Below are 18,249 nucleotides of genomic sequence, written 5' to 3'. Positions count from 1 at the left end.
CAGCTTGCCCGGAAAGTCGCTCAATTGGGATCATGGATGTGGCGTTGAGCCTTCAACGAAGCGATTCCTGAGTTTCCAGCCATGTATCCCAAGCCACGCTCTCTAAGTAGGCGGCGTCCTGATCGCTGACCTTGCCGACATAACCGGCCCCCGCGTTGCGACGCATCCATTCGGGCAATCTCGCTTGATAGGCATCCGGCTGAAAAGATTCAAAGGATGCGTCGAGTTGGTCTTCGAGCGACTCCTTCTCGGCTTTGTCCAGGTGCGGCCAAACGTGGAAAGTTCGCGGGATCTGGGCGACGGGAGATTGCTGAACGAAGGCGGCATAGAAACACGCCATGTTTAGAAAATGGCCAAGGTCGCCGGGATGGCTCTTGTCTTTGGCGTGCTGTAGTTTCAAGTCTGGGCGTTCAGACCGCACTTTTGCCCAAGCGGTGGAACAGGGGACGTAAATCTTGATGTTGTTTTCTCGAGCCAGGTTCATCAATCGCTTGCGGCCTTCGGCTTCCCGATCGGTCGTTCCCCATCCCATTTCGTAGAACACCGGCTCGGCACCCGAGGCACGAATCTCGCGGCAATACTGAGTGATCGCGTCGCGGTGGCCTTGGCCGTCCGGATTGCCATCGCCGTCGCCCATGATGAAGCGACAAACGGTCATCAAGACAACGTAATCCAGCGGTTCATCACGGACCTTGTCGAGAAAACTTTGTCCGGGCTTGACGCCGTACTGGTAGTCGCAATCTGGATCCAAATAAACACGTATGTCACTGCCGCTGCGGCCGACTAAGTCCGCCGTGACCGTTTTGCGCTGCATTAAGCCGCCCTTGCCGGAGATGACCTTGGCGATTTCGTTGGGCATGTCGTTCCAGTAGGTCGAACTGCTGCCCGCGAACAGCATTTTCAACGTGGCACGGTGGTCACCACCGTGGAGTTGTTCTTTCACGGCGGGGACCGCCGTGCCACGTTGGCGGAGCACCGTCGCTAGCCGACCGAGCCTTTCCTTAGAAAAGAACTCCTCGCCACCGTGTTTGCCGCCCGCGACTACATCAAGCTCAACCGGCAAACTTAATTTCTCGTAAGCCGCCCGAAGCTCCTCGGATTGCTGCGGTGGCATTTGCGGGTCGGCGTCACCATGGATCAACCACAGTGGCGGATCGGATATGTCGACATGGGCAACCGGGCTGGCCAGCTTCGCCAATTCGGGCACTTCGTCAGGCTGTCCGCCGAGCAACAGTTGAAGCGCCGGAACACGAACACGTAGCCCGTGCTCGGTGGACTGCGACAAGATCGATTGCAGATTCGAGGCACCATAGAACGACACGATCGCTTGAACGTCCGACGATTCGGAAACATGATCACCGATCGAACCTTCTAGTTCTTCAACGCCGCCAGAAACGCCTACTAAGGCAGCCAAGTGGCCGCCTGCCGACGAGCCAGCGATCACAAACCGATTCGGATCCAAGTTCAGTTCCGACGCATGACCGCGCAGGTAACGAATCGCCGCTTTGATGTCGTGGACCTGGGCGGGAAACTTGGCCTCTGTACTGAGTCGATAATCAACACTCGCGATGGCAAACCCACGCTCAAGCCAGTGCAGCACGGGCACATCGCTCTTCGATCCGGCCCGCCAGGCACCTCCATGAACCCAGACGATCGTGGGATTCCCGCCCTCGTGGTGGCGACTTTCAGTCGCCAGTTCCCCGAAACCCGGCGACTGAAAGTCGCCGCCACGGAGCGGAGGATAGAAATCAAGTGATAAGCTCCCGTTTGCTACCTTCGCATACACGTGATTTTCACGCACGGGTTGATCTGCTCCAACGCAGCACGTAACGCTCACGCAAAAAACAAAAATTGCGAATGCCCCAATAACCCGTTGACATGCAGACGTCACTAAAGGACGAAAGAAATATAATCGATTCATGGTTCGTGAACGCTTGTTGAATTATTTGGGAAGGCAACTAAAAGTCGACATTACGGGGGTAGTCATCCGGGTGACTGTCCAACTCAAAGAGCGTGAACTGGAGCGAGTCTAAGCCGGCAGCCAAGGGATTGCCTCGTATGTATTGCTTCATGCGAACAAGCTCATCGAAATTGCGAACGATTCGGTCATAGCTCTCCTTCATCCAGAACGGCGGCTTCAACCCAAATCGCTCATTGATGCGCATCGACGTATAGCCTTTGATCGACTTCAACACCACCTCCAATTCAAATCCGTTGATGGGCCGAACGATGGCATGCACGTGATTTGGCATTACAACAAAGTCACTGATCCACAACCGCTCATCCTGAAAAAATGTCAACGAATCACACACAATCTTTCGTGCCTCGGTATCTCTCAACTGACAACTTCCATGCCCTTGATCGAGATACTTATCAAATCGATCTCCAAGGAATTGATGAAAAATCTTTTGTTCCAAGTCGCTCATTTTTCGCAACTCGGATTTCCAATTCGCATCTTTGGTGCAAATGTCTCTTGCCTTGAGCCAAATGTCGCGATCGTGCACGAACTCCTTCAAGACCGCGACGGGTACGGCGTCTGCTAGACGAAACGTGACAAAGTAGGTGCATTCTGTTTGACGCCAATGTGGTAGGTAACCGTGGTAGTAAGAACGTACGGTTCCGGCCTCATCGAAGCCTCGAAATGGAACACTTGTTAACATTCCAGACATCGCTACCCTCTCCAAGTTTTAATCACCACGCCTTGGCGACGACATTGAGTCGCCGATTCCTAATTATATAATAGGTAGCCCCCGTAGTGGCGACTTTCAGTCGCCATCCTGCACACAAAAATTGGCGACTGAAAGTCGCCACCACGGTTGAGGCTATGCAATCACCTCGTCGACAACCCGGCCGTACACATCGGTCAGACGGAAATCGCGGCCGGCGTAGCGGTAGGTCAAGCGTTCGTGATCCATGCCCAGTAGATGCAGGATCGTGGCGTGCAGATCGTGCATGTGGACCTTGTCTTCGATCGCTAGGTAACCGAAGTCGTCGGTTGATCCGTGGGCGTAACCCGGTTTAACACCGCCACCGGCCATCCAAATCGTGTAGCCGTGTGGATTGTGATCGCGTCCGGGTGCACCGCGATCAATCTGCGCGACCGGTGTGCGTCCGAATTCACCCGCCCAAACGACCAATGTGTCCTCGAGCAATCCGCGACGATCGAGGTCTTCGATGAGCGCAGCGGCGGGCTTGTCCGTTTGCGCGGCACTGTCGGGCAGATCCCGTTCGATGTTGCCGTGATGATCCCAGTGGTATCCGGTCGAAACTTGAACGAACCGCACACCCGCTTCCGCCATGCGCCGGGCCAACAAACATTGCCTGGCAAAACCGTCGGTGGGCTTTTGATCGACGCCATAGTAGTCTTTCGTTTCTTGAGTCTCTTGTTCCAAATCGAATACCTCCGGTGCGATCGATTGCATGCGATACGCCATCTCATAAGATTCGATCACGCCTTCGAGTTGCGGATCGTGACCGACCGCTTGGGTATGCAAACGACTAAGGGCCGTGATCGCGTCGACTTGTTCTTTTTGTCGCACGTCGCTCAAGAGGTCGCTGTTCAAATTCGCGATTCTAGCCCGCTTGCTCGGAGACTTGGCCAGTTGAACCTGCATGGCTTGATGCTTGGCCGGTAAGAACGAACTTCCGTAGAGTCGCACGCCGCCGTGCATCGTCGGCGGGTCCAGAGCGACGAACGCGGGCAGGTCTTGGTTTTCGTTGCCCAGACCGTAACTGACCCACGCCCCGACGCTGGGGCGATCGAACGCGGCTTCGCCGGTGTGCAGTCGCAAGACGGCTTGGCCGTGTGCTTCACCTTCGGTGTGCAGGCTCTTGATGAAACACAATTTGTCGACGACGCGGGCGGTGTGCGGGAACAATTCGGAAACCCACTGGCCGCATTCGCCGTACTGTTTCCAATCCCATTTGACGCCAAAGACTTTGCCCAGGCGATCGGGGCGGATCAAGCCGGGCAAGTCGAACGGCAGGGCGTTGCCGTGTTGCTGATTCAGTAGTGGCTTGCGGTCAAACGAATCCATCTGGCTGACCCCGCCGTGCATGAACAGGAAGATCACCCGTTTGGCCTTGGCGGGAAAATGCGTTTGAGCCGCGAGGGCTTGTTGCGATGTCAGTCCGGCGAGGGCGAGTCCGCCGAATCCGCAAGCGGCCGATCGCAGGGCGTCGCGTCGAGTTGGAATTTGCATGGCACCGTGGTGGCGACTTTCAGTCGCCAGTTTCTAGGGAATTTGCAACGGCGACTGAAAGTCGCCGCCACCTCTTTCGTAATGGCGACTTTCAGTCGCCAGTGTTTTGGGGAATCTGTTACGGCGACTGAAAGTCGCCGCCACGGGGGGGCTTAGTCTAGGAATTGGAATTGGGTGCTGCCGATGATCGCTTGGCAGACTTTCAACATGTCGTGCTTCGTTAATCCGGGATCGCCGTCGGCTTGCGCATTTACGTACTGCTTTAGCAGGAACGATTCTTGCGACGTCGGCTTTCTTGACCCCGCCTTATTCACCAAGCGCGCCTTTAGGGTAGAAACCATCGCGTGAAACGCTACGTTTATCGGTTCACTACAACCAACTCAAACGCAAAGCAGGATCACGCGATGGGTGAAGTACAACGTAACCTGGATTGTTGGACGATGATCATCGCGGGTCCTTCCTGTGGACAGTGAGAATGCAATGATCTGGTCATGGGGTGGACCCGCTTTCGAACGCAAGACCAATTTTTGGAGCAGGCCTCAAAGTGTGCAACTTCAAAAAGCGTGAGCGAGGGATTCAGCGCCAGTAAGGCCTCTGTATGTATCCCTCGCTAACGCTTCGGGTTTCGATGAGGACTCAATCAATACGTCGGTAAGCGAGGGATTATTGATATTGACTCATCCCTCGCTTACGCTGCGGGTTACGATCAACACCTCGCTAGAAACGGAACAGGATATTCCGATGAAACCAAGCAACCAACTCATCGGTCCAGCTATCAATCAAACGACGTTGACCGCATACGATCTTTGCCGTTACGTCGATATCACCACGCAAATTATCGGACTGGAATCCGGATATCGAGTCGGCGTCGATCGACGCCATCACGTCGACCACCATCTTGCCCTCCGCTTGGCGACGCGCGATCCCGCCGACCGCCTGCACCGTCGCACGCATGGTCTCAGTCGGTCGGGAAAGTACGGCGAAACTGATCGGCAACTTTTCGCCAAGTTGATAACGACGCATCACCTCGCCTGATTTAGTTTCTTCGAGTTTCAAATCGAGTTCCCAATCACCATCGGGCGCTATGATCGCGAGCAAGCGATCCCCGCGTCGGACCGGGCGGGATTGCAACTTCTCATCCATCCGCCATCCCACCACAACGCCGTCGATCGGAGCACGAACGATTAGCTCATCTTGCATCATTCGATTGATCTCGATGCGTTGGCCGAGCGTCTCGATCTCGTTGGCTAACGTGCGTTGCTCGATCACGTTTTGTGCTGTTTGAGTGGGATCGTCATTGCTTGCCAATTGCATGGCTCGCAGCGATGCCAGCTTCGCCGTCGCGGTCGTTAATTGGCCGGCCAGTGATTGAGCTTCGCGTTGGACCTCGGCGTTCTCGAGTCTCAACAAAATGTCGTCCGCCGACACGCGTTCGCCATCGCGGACTGCGATCGTTTCCACGATGCCATCGACACGGGCAAACATGGCACGCCGCTCAACGGGCCGGGCGATCCCTGTTGCCACGACGTTGTGGTCGACCCGAATGAACCAAGAAGCCGCAGCCAAGCCAATCAGCACCAAGCTAATCACAGCAACCCAATTCCGAATCACTCGCCGCGATAAACCGGCAAGTGGACGACGCAGCGGCAATGCGAAAACATTGTCGTAACGAGTGGCGTTGGTAATCGCAGTGGCAGCTTCGAGCGTGATCTCGCGCATCGCCGGTGTGATCGATTGACTCGGTTGTCCCGAAAACGTTTCCAAGAACAAAATCGCGATGGGTAACTGTCTTGGCGAGCGATCGAGGTTCGTATCCGAACCTGACTCGTCGTGCCGTTGGTCTTCGTCTTCTGTATGAACGGGAATTACCACGCAAGAAAGCACGCCCGACTCGTCCAAATAACTCTCTAACGGCTCCATGATTTGCGGTGGAAGATCACTCACCGTGATGTCGGATGCATCGTCCTGAAGTTGGCGCGGCAAGATCATCGCTTGATTCATGACCGCGACCTTGTCGGCCAACGCATTCATGGTTTGGATCAATGGTGATCGGCGATCGACCACGGACGAACCACTGATGGCATTGACGACATACTTGCGTCGTCGTCCCATTGAGGTTGGCAACAAGACAACCGCTCGCTCACACGGTAACAGGCGAGGCAATTCCGATGCGATGCGGTACGCCGTCGCGGTGGGATCGAGCGTCTGATGAAAACTACGAAGCGACTGGCGAACCGATGCGAGTCGATCTAATTCGTTGACGGATCGAGATCGGTCGACGCTTTGTATCTCTCTCGATGGGCTTTGCATCTCTTTCGATGGAACGTCGACGCCGGACCGAGTCGTTTGAATTGCCCGGCCGCATGATCCGAGCAACTTCATTTTGGCCATCAATTCGGCAGGTGGCGGCGGATCGCGGAGGATGATCACGGCTGCGACCCGCTGAGGCGAGGGCAACAGCTCGATCGTCAACCCCGTCGCGACCATCTCGGGTTGCCCCGCCATGACAAGTCCACTCACGTCCCGCACCGGAACCTGAGCCGAGAGCACGGATTTGCCAGCCCGGACGAGCAAATCTCGCAATCGATCGCGATCAATCCCCGCCGCCAATGAAGAATCGTTGACCAACATCCGAGAATGGTCCCACTGGTCGTCGTGTACTGCGACCACTCCGGCAGCGAACCAAACCTGAAAATGGCTAGCGAGCTTGTGCAGAAACTCGTCACGATCGCTGGCCTCGGCCGACAATGCAGCAACGAACGCCCCCACATCCGATCCGGATTCGAGCGGATTGAGTTCGGTGACGCGTTCGCGAGCGGAGGGGGTTGCCATAACGCTCCAGGATAACTGCCGCATGGAATCACGCGAGTATTAACTGTCGCATTATAAAAGTGGCATAGGCTTCCAGCGTTTTTATACCCCACATCCTTTTTGACCCCCACGAGCTCGTCTCGTGGGTAAATAAGGTTCGCAAGCTAGACAACGACGCCCTCCCGACCTTCCGATTTTCACTTGTGCTCGCCGCTTCAAGCGGCGAGCACAAGCGAAAATTGGAAGGTCGGGCGAATTGCGGCTCGTGTCTGGCTTGCCAACCTCGGCTTCCTGCCAGACGAGCTGGCAGGGGAGCAATACTCGCCTCCGAAGGGTCAGACCCCTTTTCGGATAGGCTATCGGTGGCGTTAACTTTTACGCGACGTTTTCGAGGAACTGGCGACTGAAAGTTGCCAGCACTTATTCAACGATGCTCCCTTCACATTGGCGTTTTGATGTCCGATCGTCCCTGGTACGAAATCGACTTGCCCGAACAACTCATGTCGCCATCGATTCTGGTGTACCCCGATCGCATTGACGAAAACCTGTGTCGAATGATCGCTTTGGTTGGCAACGTCGATCAATGGCGGCCGCACGTCAAAACGCACAAGCTGCCACAGGTCGTCACGATGAAACGCCGTCTCGGGATCACGCGTTTCAAAGCCGCCACGATCGCCGAAGCTGAAATGACCGCGACCGCCGGCGGCGAAGACGTGTTGCTCGCCTACCCGATTGTGGGGCCGAATATTGAACGTCTTTTGAATCTGATCGATGCCTTCCCCGCGACGAAATTCTCGGCTCTGGTCGATGACCACGAAACGCTGCGGCGGATCGACGAACACGCCCAACGCCGGGGTGTTCGCGTTTCGCTGATGTTGGACTTGGACGTCGGCATGCACCGCACGGGTTTCCCGCTGAGTGCCTCCGGCACGGGTTTCTCATCGAGTGCCTCCGGCACGGATTTCTCATCGAGTGCCTCCGGCACGGGTTCTTCATCGAGTGCCGCCGGCATCGATCGCGCTTTGAGGTTCTACGAGTCGATGATCGATCGACCGGGGATTCACGCCTTGGGTTTGCACGCTTACGACGGGCACATTCACGAGTCGGACCCGAACACATTGCGTTCAACGATTGAGGAAGCGTTCGCTCCGCTGTGGCAACTCCGGGATCGGATCGTTGCGGCCGGGCATCCGTCGCCGAAACTGGTTCTCGCTGGCACCCCCACGTCGCGGCATCTCGCCGAGATCGGCGACGTCGAGGTCGGGGCCGGAACGACCGTGCTGTGGGATGCCGGGCAACCCCGGCTCTCACCTGATCTGGATTTCACGCCCGCCGCCGTCGTCGTCGCTCGGGTTGTCAGCCGCCCCAGTACGTCCGACGCCAACCGAACGGGCAATGGGTTGCTGTGTTTGGACCTCGGGCACAAGGCCGTCGCATCGGAAATGCCCGCCCCCCGGGTTGCTTGGCTGAATCTGCCAGATGCGGTGGAGGTGATGCACAGCGAAGAGCATTTGGTGGTCCAGTCGCCGGCCGCAGGTTCGATTCCCGTCGGTACGCTGCTCTACGGACTGCCCACCCACATATGCCCGACGATGGCATTGCACCAAGACGTCGGCGTTGTTCGGGATCGACGGGTCGTCGAACGCTGGAACGTCGTCGCCCGAGATCGACGAATTCGCTTTTGATGGACTTGAACCCTCGGACCTCGCCGGTCACCATGACGGGGAACCCTTGATCGCTAACCGACTCCGGACATCCCCATGATTCTTGCCGAGAAGACCGCTTCATGCACGTTGGTCGTGTCCAAAGGCCAATCCCGTAATCCGGCCAAACGCGCCCTCGAACAGGCCATCACCGAGGCCGCTGCGTCGATCCCTGAACTCGACGTCTTGGTCGTCCCACACCTTTACGACCTGCCCAAAGACGGCGAATCGATCCGCCGGCTTCGCGAAGTCGAAGGCGACATGATTTTGGCCAGTTGGATTTTCCCGAGGGCGGCCCACTGGGTGTTGGACCGCAATGGCATCGGCGGCCACGTCGGTGATGTCGTCCTTGGTAACGACGATGACCTTCCTGAAGATGATCTTTCAAAAGATGATCTTCCAAACGACGGGGCGGCCGAACTCGGAGATCCCGAGCCGAACGGGGACGCCGTTCAGCGCGTCACCGACCTGAACCCACGACCGGACCGTTCGATTTATTGCATCGACTTGAAGGTGTCCGAAACGACGGCGGACTTCGTCGGTGAGATTCATCGCATCTTGGGGCTCGATTCGGAACCGACCTCCCCGCTGATCGATCATCGCAACGGCAAGGCGTCGCTACCGATCGTCGGCGGCAGGATCGAATCGGTCGACGAAACGACTCAGCGGCGATGGTATCCCGTGATCGACTTCAGTCGTTGCACGAACTGCATGGAGTGCATCGACTTTTGTTTGTTCGGCGTTTACGGCGTCGACGGTACCGAGAACATCCTCGTCGAACAACCGGACAATTGTCGCAAAGGATGCCCGGCCTGCAGCCGCGTGTGCCCCGAAAACGCGATCATATTCCCACAACACAAAGCCCCCGCGATCGCCGGTGCCCAAACCGACGGTGACGAAGGATTCAAGATCGATCTGTCGCAACTTTTCGGTGCACCGGCTGGTAATGACGACCCGATCGCCACCGCCGCTCGTGAACGCGACGAACAACTCTTGTTGGCCGGGCGTGATGCGGTTGGCATCGACGAGAAACTCAAGAAACGGCAAGCCGGGCGATCGGCGGGGCCGAAGGATGCCTTGGATCAACTCGTCGATTCCCTCGATGAAATGGATCTCTAACGTTGAACCCAAACACTACTGATCCGAACACGACCGACCCAAACACTACCGACCCAAACACAACCGACGCTCCCCTGATTCATGGCGTGGCGTTGGACATGGACGGTCTGCTGTTCGATACCGAACGGATTTATTTTCAAGTCGGTGATGTCGTGCTGCAACGACGTGGCAAGCGTTTTTGCAATGCGCTGCAAACCCGCATGATGGGCCGTGTCGGCGTCCACGCCATCGCCGAAATGATCGCATTTCACCAGCTCGGCGACGAACCGGTCGCCCTGTTGGAAGAATCCAACGAAGTCTACGGCGAACTGCTGCTCGAACTGTTGCGTCCGATGCCGGGCTTGGCCGAGTTCGTCGATCGGTTGATCGCCAGTCGCATCAAGTTTGGTTTAGCGACGAGCAGCCAACGAAAGTTCGTCGACATGATCTTGCCGACGACCGATTGGCACACCGAACTCGAGTTCATCCTGACCGGTGACGACGTGACTCACGGAAAACCGCACCCGGAGATGTATCTCAAAGCGGCCGATGAACTTGGAATCGAACCGACCAACATGCTGGTTCTCGAAGACAGCGGCAACGGGGCCGCCGCCGCGATCGCAGCGGGCGCGGTCACCGTTGCGATTCCCAACGAACACACTCGCGATCAGGCTTTCGAAGGCGCCTACCTGATCGCCGATTCGCTGACCGACGAGCGGCTGTGGTCGCTGCTGCCGCCCAGTGCTCGCGATGGACCGTAAAGAACCGTTCGGAAATAACTTCGTGATTTCGTAACCCAACACGTCCGTTTTGAAATTGCGTTTTTTACCGGCGCACCGGACTATCGTAACCCGAAGCGTGAGCGAGGGATAAGTCAGTACCAGTGATCCCTCACTTACCGGCATGTCGAATTAGCATCGCGTGAACAATAAGTGCTGGATTCTTAACGTGGCGTCGACTTTCAGTCGACGTTTCAGGGTTTGGCGACTGAAAGTCGCCACCACTTAATGTTCACGCGATGCTTAGTTCGCATCGTAACCCGAAGCGTCAGCGAGGGATGAGTCAATACCGGTGATCCCTCGCTTACGCTTCGGGTTACGATTAGATCTACACGCCGTTAGGCTGCGGATTACGAAAAGAGCCTATCCGAAAAGGGGTTTGACCCTTTTGAAGGCGAGTCGATTTTAATTGCGTTTTTGGCCTCACCGGAGAGGGTCAGACCCCTTTTCGGATAGGCTCTTATTCTCGAACAGCTCCTAAGTGATTCCACGCGACCGACGGCACGATGACACCCGACAACCAACCCGATGCTCCGCTCGATGATGCCACCCCAACGGTCGCGTCTCAACTTACCGCCGTCGGCCGGTCGGCCGTCGCGGTGATCGGCTTGCGTGGTCCGCGAGCACGTCATTGTCTCGACGCGTGCTTCCATCGGGCACATCCCCGCGAATTCCGGCCCGGCCAAATCCGCTACGGAATTTGGCGGGCGGACGACACGGATGAATCCGACGGCGACGGGCTCGGCGATCTGAACGTCGACCGTAACGATGAAGTGGCCGGCGAATCGATCGTCGTGACACCGATCGGCGAAGACGAGTTTGAAATTCACGCCCACGGCGGAGTCGCCGCGATCGGCAAGATCATGCAATCACTCGTCCGGAACGGCGTCCGTCGGATCGACGCTGATGATTACGAACGCCATCATCACTCCGATCTGCTTACTCGCGAAGCCGAGTCGGTGTTGATCCGCTGTTCGACGACACGGAACGCCGCCATCGCCATGAACCAAGTCCGCTTCGGCTTGGCCGATTGGTTGAGATCGTGGTGGGCCAACCCCGGCGACCTCGGCGAATTGCAAGATCGCACGCGAAGGATCATGCAGTTCGCGGCCGTTGGTGAACATCTGGTCGATCCATACCGGGTCGTTTTGTCCGGACCACCCAACGTCGGTAAGAGCAGTTTGATCAATCGCTTGGTGGGCTACGGTCGCGCGATCACGCACGACGCACCTGGAACGACACGTGACGTGATCGCCTGCGACACCGTCATCGCCGGATTGAACGTCCGTCTGTCCGATACCGCCGGCATTCGAGTTGACGGCGATGCGATCGAGCGTGAAGGCATTCGTCGTGGCGCGATCGCGATAACCCAGGCTGAACTGGTCGTCGCGGTGGTCTCGCCTTCTTGCCTCGATGAGTTGCCGACGATGCGACAACGAATCCTCTCGTTGGCACCGAACGTGCCTGTTCTGGAAGTGCTCAACCAAGCCGATCGATTGGATCTTCCACCGCCCAAAGCAGCCTGTGAACCCAGCGCGGCCAGTGAACCAAAAGCGGCCAGTGAACTCCGAACAGCCAGTGCACGGAGTGCCGCCGAACTCCCTCGACTCCGCACGATCGCGATCGAGATACCCGACGCATCCGCGCACGACGACGGCATCGCCGACCTAACCGACGCGATCATCGGTCGACTTCGACCGGCCGATCCAGAAGAACGTCAAGCGATCCCGATCAATCAACGACAACGCGAGCACCTTCAAGAAGTTCTCCGTTGCGACGATCTCGAATCGGCGTTGGCGTGCTTGAACCGACTCGCCGGAGCGGTTTCGTGACGGGGACGATCTTGCGTCACGCGATCTTGGGCGAGATCACTCGAGACATGACCGACGATTTGGCAAAGATCGCCGTCGGTGCGACGCATCAATCCTACGTCGGCGGTTATTCAAGTGCGCAGCTGGCCGTGCTTAAGGACATCGCGTCCTTGCAAGTCAAAGCGACCCGGACGTTCGGCAAGTCACGATCAGAGGTTTGGTGGGTGACGCGCCGCGGTCTGCAACAATCCACCCTGGCCGCCGTCGCGGACTTCAAAGCGACTTGGTTCGGCGACGAAGTGGTTTTGGACGTTTGTTGCGGATTGGGCAGTGACCTGATCGCACTCGCCAAACGCGGCCCGACGACCGGAGTGGACTTGGACGAAGACGTCCTCGCGTTTGCTGCGGGAAACCTCCGGGGCGGCGGCGCGAGCGCCGAACTTCGTCATGCCGATGTGATGACGACGCCCGTCGATCAACTTGTCGGTGAGGCGCGGTTCGTTCATGTCGATCCCGACCGACGCGTCGACGGCAAACGGCACACGCGATGCGACGACCTGGTGCCCGATTGGGATCGCCTTGACGCAATCCTCCGCCGATGCCGGGGAGGCGTCATCAAGATGGCACCGGCAACGAGTTTGAATCCCGAACAAGCCGACTCGTTTCATCGAATGTGGATCGGGGCCGGCGGCAGCGTTCGAGAACAAACGTTGTTGCAGGGCGATGTGCTCGATCACCCATGGATCCGCCGTTTCAACTTAATCGCCGGAACACGATCCGCTGTTTGCCTTCGAGGTGGCACGACACATGTCTTTGCCGGAGCCGAGCCATCCTCCGAGCCATCCGCCGAGACAACGGCGCCTTCGCGACGACAAGTCGGCGAGTTCTTGATCGATCCCGATGCAGCGATCCGCGCCGCCGGATTGACCGAAGCCTTCGCGGAGCACGTTCACGCGGCACCGGTGGATCAGTTCAACGGATTCTTAACCGCCGACGACGTCGAGCATTTACCATCGGAATGGCCGATGGCGACGACCGCCCGAGTCCTCGAGGTCATCGGATGCGATCAACGCAAACTGCGTCGTTGTTTCCGAGCCCGCAACGCTTATCCGGAAGTCATCAAAGTACGAGGCGCCGACCAAGACCCGGCGGTCCTTCACAAGACCCTGCGAAGCTGCGGCGACCACCCTCTCGGTCTATGGATCGGCCGAAACGGCAAGCAAGTCTTCGCCGCCATCACCGAACGAAGTCGGTGAGAAAAGCGAGTGGCGAGTAGCGAGAGGCGAGAGGCGAGAGGCGAGAGGCGAGTTGATAGCCACTATTCGCCCTAGCGGGCGGTTGATTGCATCGTAACCCGAAGCGTCAGCGAGGGATTGAACGCCATTAAATCCTTTATAGGTATCCCTCGCTCACGCTTTTTGAAGTTGCGCTTTTTTCGTAACCCGCTGCGTAAGCGAGGGATTATTGATATTGACTCATCCCTCGCTCACGCTTCGGGTTACGATGCAAACTAAATCAACAGCCCGCTAGCGCCGTCGGCTCACTTGACGTACCTCAATTCGAATTGGAACAAGCACTAGCTTCTCGCCACTCGCCACTCGCCACTCGCCACTCGCTACTCGCTACTAAATTCTCGCTACTCGCTACTCGCGGAGCGACCATTCATCTTCGACGGCGAGCTGCCGACCGCAGTCGTGGCGCCCAAATTGGCTTTGCGCGGCACGGGCGTCATCCCGCGGCCTGAAACGATCACGGGCGTTCGTAACTGTCCGCTCTTGGCACCGTTGTCGGCCGTTTTGCGGTAGTAGCGGCTCGTGTGTCGGCCGTAGCGGTAGTAGCCGTAGCCCTTGTACCCGTCGCTGCTACCCGACTCGTCGGAGTTGTTCACGACGACGCCGATCAATCGAGCACCGACGGTTCGCAAGATTCCCGCCGCTTCTTTCGTGTTCGGCTTGCTCTTTCGGCGGATCTTCAGTGCCATCACGACCCCGTCAACCATACTCGCCAAGATGCTCGGGTCGGTCACGACGAGCAGTGGCGGAGTGTCCAGGACGATGTAGTCGTATTCCTCACGCAGCAGTTCCAGCAACTCGCTCATTTCAGGCAACGACAATGCTTCGGCCGGGTTGGCCGGAATCGGGCCCGACGGCATTAGTTTCAGCGGTGCCAACGGTGTGTCATGGATCGCCTCGATATGGTCACACTTGCCACTGAGCACATCGATCAGGCCTAACTTCTCGCTACCGTTGAAGTTGTCCGTGATCTGAGGACGTCGCAAGTCACAATCGATCAACAACGTTCGTTTGCCGCTTTGGGCGATACTGCACGCCAAATTGCCAGCGATCGTCGATTTCCCGTCACCCGGTAATGGACTCGTCACCTGGATGATCTTACCGCCCGGAACCCGAGCCAGTTCAAAGAACAACGATGTGCGACACGACCGCACCGATTCGGCCGGCACCGACGACGGTGCGTGGACGACCGCCAAGTGTGGATCAAGCTGCTCGAACGGATTGGGGCTCTCTGGCTTGCCCTTTCGCACCTTGCCTTTGAAGAACGGCACGTGGGTCAAAATCGGAGCCCCCACGGCGGTCGCGATCTCCTCGGGGTCCCGGAACGTGTTGGCGTTCTTCTCGAGCAACAACGCCAAACCGCAGCCCAGCGCCAGCCCTAAAAACGTTCCGATGCCGAGCATCTTGACCATGTTCGGACCGACTCGATAAGCCGACGACGGCGCGGTCAGTTCGGAAACCCGCACGCCGCCTTCTTCATCGGTTAATTCGACACGGGCCATCTGTTCTTCGAGTTGGTTGATCAGCTCGCGATTGCGTTCGATCTCGCGCAAAATCGCGGAGTTTTCTTGTTCGAACTTGGCCAGTTTGATGGCTTCGCCTTTCTCGACGGCGATCTGTTCTTCCAAGTCCGTGATCTGCTGTTTCAGCAAATTCACCTCGGCATTGGACGCCGTCAGGATCACCGAGACCGCTTCGGCGGCCCGTTTGGCCGGGTCGACGCCATCGACCTTGTTCTCTTCCATCAGCTCGACGATCCGTTCGGTCTGCTCGGTGACCAACCGTTTGAGTTCCGATTTCATCATCGTCAACTCGGCATCGAGTTGCTTGACCGTCGGGTGCGAGTCGCCGAATTCCGCCGCGTACTTGTTCCGTTCGATCATCAACGGCACGAGTTGTTGATCCAGCTCGATCTGGGCAAGCCGCATGTCGCCCTCACGCATGTTCTGCGTCAACGGAGCCGAGCTGGAGATGTCAAACTGTTTTCCCGTCAACTGGCCGATGATCGACAGACCGATCTCGGGGTCTTTGGCTTCCTTGCTGATCGTCGTCATCGCGGCCAATTCGGTGGCCTTCTGCCGCATCAACTCGTACAATTCGCTGCGTCTTTCGGTCAGGAACAGCTGGCGTTCGCGGTGCGGATTGACCGCTTCGCCCTTCTCGTTCCAAACCAGCGGCGCGGTCGTGCGGAAGTCCCGGTAGCGCTGTTCCAGCTCGGTCATCTTGGGCTGCAATTGATCGGTCGCGACCGAGATCAGCCGCATCAATTCGCTGCGGGAACTCTTGTGCTTTTCAGCGAACAACTGCTGGATCGCCGCGCTGTACGCTTTCACGGCGGCTTCGCACAACTCCGGATCGGTGTGCTCGAACGACATCGAGGCGACCAGCGACGAGCCCGATCGAACATCCTGTAAATCCGTGTTGAACTTCAACGACTTCGACGCCGTCCCGCCGAACACGCCCGGCTGATTCTCAAACTGTCCCCGAAAGACTTCGAAGGCCGCGTGTTGAAAGGCGTTTCGGGTGACCGAGTCGCTGAATAATTGCGACCGCAGGATATCGATCGAAGGCACGCCCCCCATCACATCACCGGTCATCGAATCCAGGACCACCGGTCGGTCCGATTCGAACATCAAACGGGTCGACGCTTGGAAGGTTTCGGGTGTTTTGATGTAAAACAGGAACCCGAACAGCAGCCCCAGGATGCCCGGAACGATCACCGCCCATCGATATCGCCAGATCGCCGCGACCAAATCGGCCGAATCGCCGCCGGCCGCGGCGGCAGAGTCACCCTGCCAACCAGGATTTTGAGCGGGATAGGCCCCCATGACCACGGGACGTTCGAAATCGGAATCCGGATTGGCTTGCATGCGATAGTTGTGGGGGAGGAGAGGTTAACGGGTCGGAAGGTGACGGGTTAACGGGGGAAGAGGTGGACAGGAGAGCAGGAGAAAAGGAAAACAGGTCGACAGGAAAACAGGAGGACAGGAAAACAGGAGGACAGGAAAACAGGAGGACAGGAGGACAGGGAAGACGATGTGATTGGGGCGGCGGGGTTGGGCGAAGTGGGTTGGCAACCGAATGAATCTTGGGGAAAAAACGAACCTAAGAGCCCATCCGAAAAGGGGTCTGACCCTCTCCGGCGATGCCAAACATGCAACCAAAATCGACTCGCCTCCAAAGGGTCAGACCCCTTTTCGGATAGGCTCTCAATCCAAATCTTAAGCCCTCGCTTGGGAAAACGGACACCGTCCAGGTCAGTCGATTCCGGACTTCGTCCAGCCCAGGATTCTCCGGGATCAAGGGTTGGACGCTCAAGTGTACGAATTTGATCCCGGCCGGGCTAGGAAAAGACAGCCAAGAAACCCAAATTCGATCGCCACCGCCCCGATAACCCGTCCAAAGCGACGGGAGAAGCGACGGAAGTAGCGAGTTGCGAGAAGCGAGAAGCGAGTTCCGAAAGAAAGTAGGCTGGGTGGCAGCGATAGCGGAGACCCGGCAGGCTGCTTGGCTGCGATCCAATCCCCAACCGCATTCAACGCGCTCGAATGGCCAAGCGGCAACCCGAGGGAAGAAGCGAGTGGCGAGAAGCGAGTTCCGAAAGAAAGTAGGCTGGGTCGCAGCGATAGCGGAGACCCGGCAGGCTGCTTGACTGCGACCCAATCCCCAACCGCATTCAACGCGCTCGAATGGCCAAGCGGCAACCCGAGGGTAGAAGCGAGATGCGAGTTCCGAAAGAAAGTAGGCTGGGTCGCAGCGATAGCGGAGACCCGGCAGTCTGCTTGGCTGCGATCCATTCCCCAATCGCATTCAACGCGCTCGAATGGCCAAGCGGCAACCCGAGGGTAGAAGCGAGATGCGAGTTCCGAAAGAAAGTAGGCTGGGTCGCAGCGATAGCGGAGACCCGGCAGGCTGCTTGACTGCGATCCAATCCCCAACCGCATTCAACGCGCTCGAATGGCCAAGCGGCAACCCGAGGGTAGAAGCGAGTAGCGAGTTTCGAAAGAAAGTAGGCTGGGTCGCAGCGATAGCGGAGACCCGGCAGGCTGCTTGGCTGCGATCCAATCCCCAACCGCATTCAACACGCTCGAATGGCCAAGCGGCAACCCGAGGGTAGAAGCGAGTGGCGAGTAGCGAGTTCCGAAAGATAGTAGGCTGGGTCGCAGCGGTAGCGGAGACCCGGCAGGCTGCTTGGCTGCGATCCAATCCCCAACCGCCACGAGCCAACCACGTCAACCGTCGGGAACGCGAATCCACACTCATCGAACACTCATCAAGACACGGATGATGGAAGTCGTTCTTTGTTGGCCGTCACCTCGCCCCCGAGGCAGTTCGGGGAGAGGTCGAGCACGACGTTCAGGAGTAGCTCGGGTGAGGGGGCGTCGGCGTTGGATGCTTCCATCCCGACTAATTGAAAACAATCAAAAGCGAAAAGTAGTTCCGCTCGGCCCTTACCTATTCCTTGTTCCCACCGAGCGTTCATGAGCTGGTCCAGGAGACTTCCAAAAATATCAACATGGGAATATCCAAGAATGGACAGCCCAGCGTTAACA

At 57.6% G+C, this 18,249-nt stretch carries 10 protein-coding genes; 5 read left to right on the top strand and 5 right to left on the bottom strand.

Annotated features, from left to right (window positions below; translation table 11 throughout):
- Window positions 1-52: 52 nt before the first annotated feature.
- The 4 genes from Pla100_RS13550 to Pla100_RS13535 form a co-directional block, all read right to left on the bottom strand.
- Window positions 53-1,801, bottom strand: coding sequence for an alpha/beta hydrolase (locus Pla100_RS13550; protein WP_197167916.1), 1,749 nt, complete (start codon window positions 1,799-1,801; stop codon window positions 53-55).
- Between the two features lie 157 nt (window positions 1,802-1,958).
- A complete protein-coding gene (locus Pla100_RS13545) occupies window positions 1,959-2,660 on the bottom strand; it encodes a transposase (protein WP_231603033.1) in 702 nt (233 codons plus the stop codon).
- A 162-nt stretch (window positions 2,661-2,822) separates the two neighbouring features.
- Window positions 2,823-4,202, bottom strand: coding sequence for a DUF1501 domain-containing protein (locus Pla100_RS13540; protein WP_146578245.1), 1,380 nt, complete (start codon window positions 4,200-4,202; stop codon window positions 2,823-2,825).
- Between the two features lie 717 nt (window positions 4,203-4,919).
- A complete protein-coding gene (locus Pla100_RS13535) occupies window positions 4,920-7,034 on the bottom strand; it encodes an HlyD family efflux transporter periplasmic adaptor subunit (protein ID WP_197167915.1) in 2,115 nt (704 codons plus the stop codon).
- A 434-nt stretch (window positions 7,035-7,468) separates the two neighbouring features.
- On the opposite strand from Pla100_RS13535, the gene Pla100_RS13530 reads away from it, so the two are divergent.
- The 5 genes from Pla100_RS13530 (at window position 7,469) to Pla100_RS13510 (ending at window position 13,660) form a co-directional block, all read left to right on the top strand.
- A complete protein-coding gene (locus Pla100_RS13530) occupies window positions 7,469-8,698 on the top strand; it encodes an alanine racemase (protein WP_231603032.1) in 1,230 nt (409 codons plus the stop codon).
- Between the two features lie 75 nt (window positions 8,699-8,773).
- The gene (locus Pla100_RS13525; protein WP_146578243.1) at window positions 8,774-9,835 is read left to right on the top strand and encodes an ATP-binding protein; all 1,062 of its coding nucleotides are present in this window, start codon (window positions 8,774-8,776) and stop codon (window positions 9,833-9,835) included.
- 74 nt (window positions 9,836-9,909) lie between these two features.
- Window positions 9,910-10,575 carry an HAD family hydrolase gene (locus Pla100_RS13520; RefSeq protein ID WP_390620606.1) on the top strand — a complete coding sequence of 222 codons (666 nt, stop codon included), beginning with the start codon at window positions 9,910-9,912 and terminating at the stop codon, window positions 10,573-10,575.
- A gap of 524 nt (window positions 10,576-11,099) precedes the next feature.
- On the top strand, window positions 11,100-12,425 hold the full coding sequence (locus tag Pla100_RS13515) for a GTPase (protein WP_146578242.1): 1,326 nt from the start codon (window positions 11,100-11,102) through the stop codon (window positions 12,423-12,425).
- Window positions 12,365-13,660 carry a methyltransferase domain-containing protein gene (locus tag Pla100_RS13510; protein ID WP_231603031.1) on the top strand — a complete coding sequence of 432 codons (1,296 nt, stop codon included), beginning with the start codon at window positions 12,365-12,367 and terminating at the stop codon, window positions 13,658-13,660. The genes Pla100_RS13515 and Pla100_RS13510 overlap by 61 nt, the downstream gene beginning before the upstream one ends.
- 380 nt (window positions 13,661-14,040) lie before the next feature.
- Here Pla100_RS13510 and Pla100_RS13505 read toward each other — a convergent pair whose 3' ends face one another.
- A complete protein-coding gene (locus Pla100_RS13505; protein ID WP_146578241.1) occupies window positions 14,041-16,566 on the bottom strand; it encodes a polysaccharide biosynthesis tyrosine autokinase in 2,526 nt (841 codons plus the stop codon).
- Window positions 16,567-18,249: the final 1,683 nt, after the last annotated feature.

Source organism: Neorhodopirellula pilleata (genome assembly GCF_007859915.1).
GTDB lineage: Bacteria > Planctomycetota > Planctomycetia > Pirellulales > Pirellulaceae > Rhodopirellula > Rhodopirellula pilleata.
This window is presented reverse-complemented; position numbering and strand designations above follow the sequence as displayed.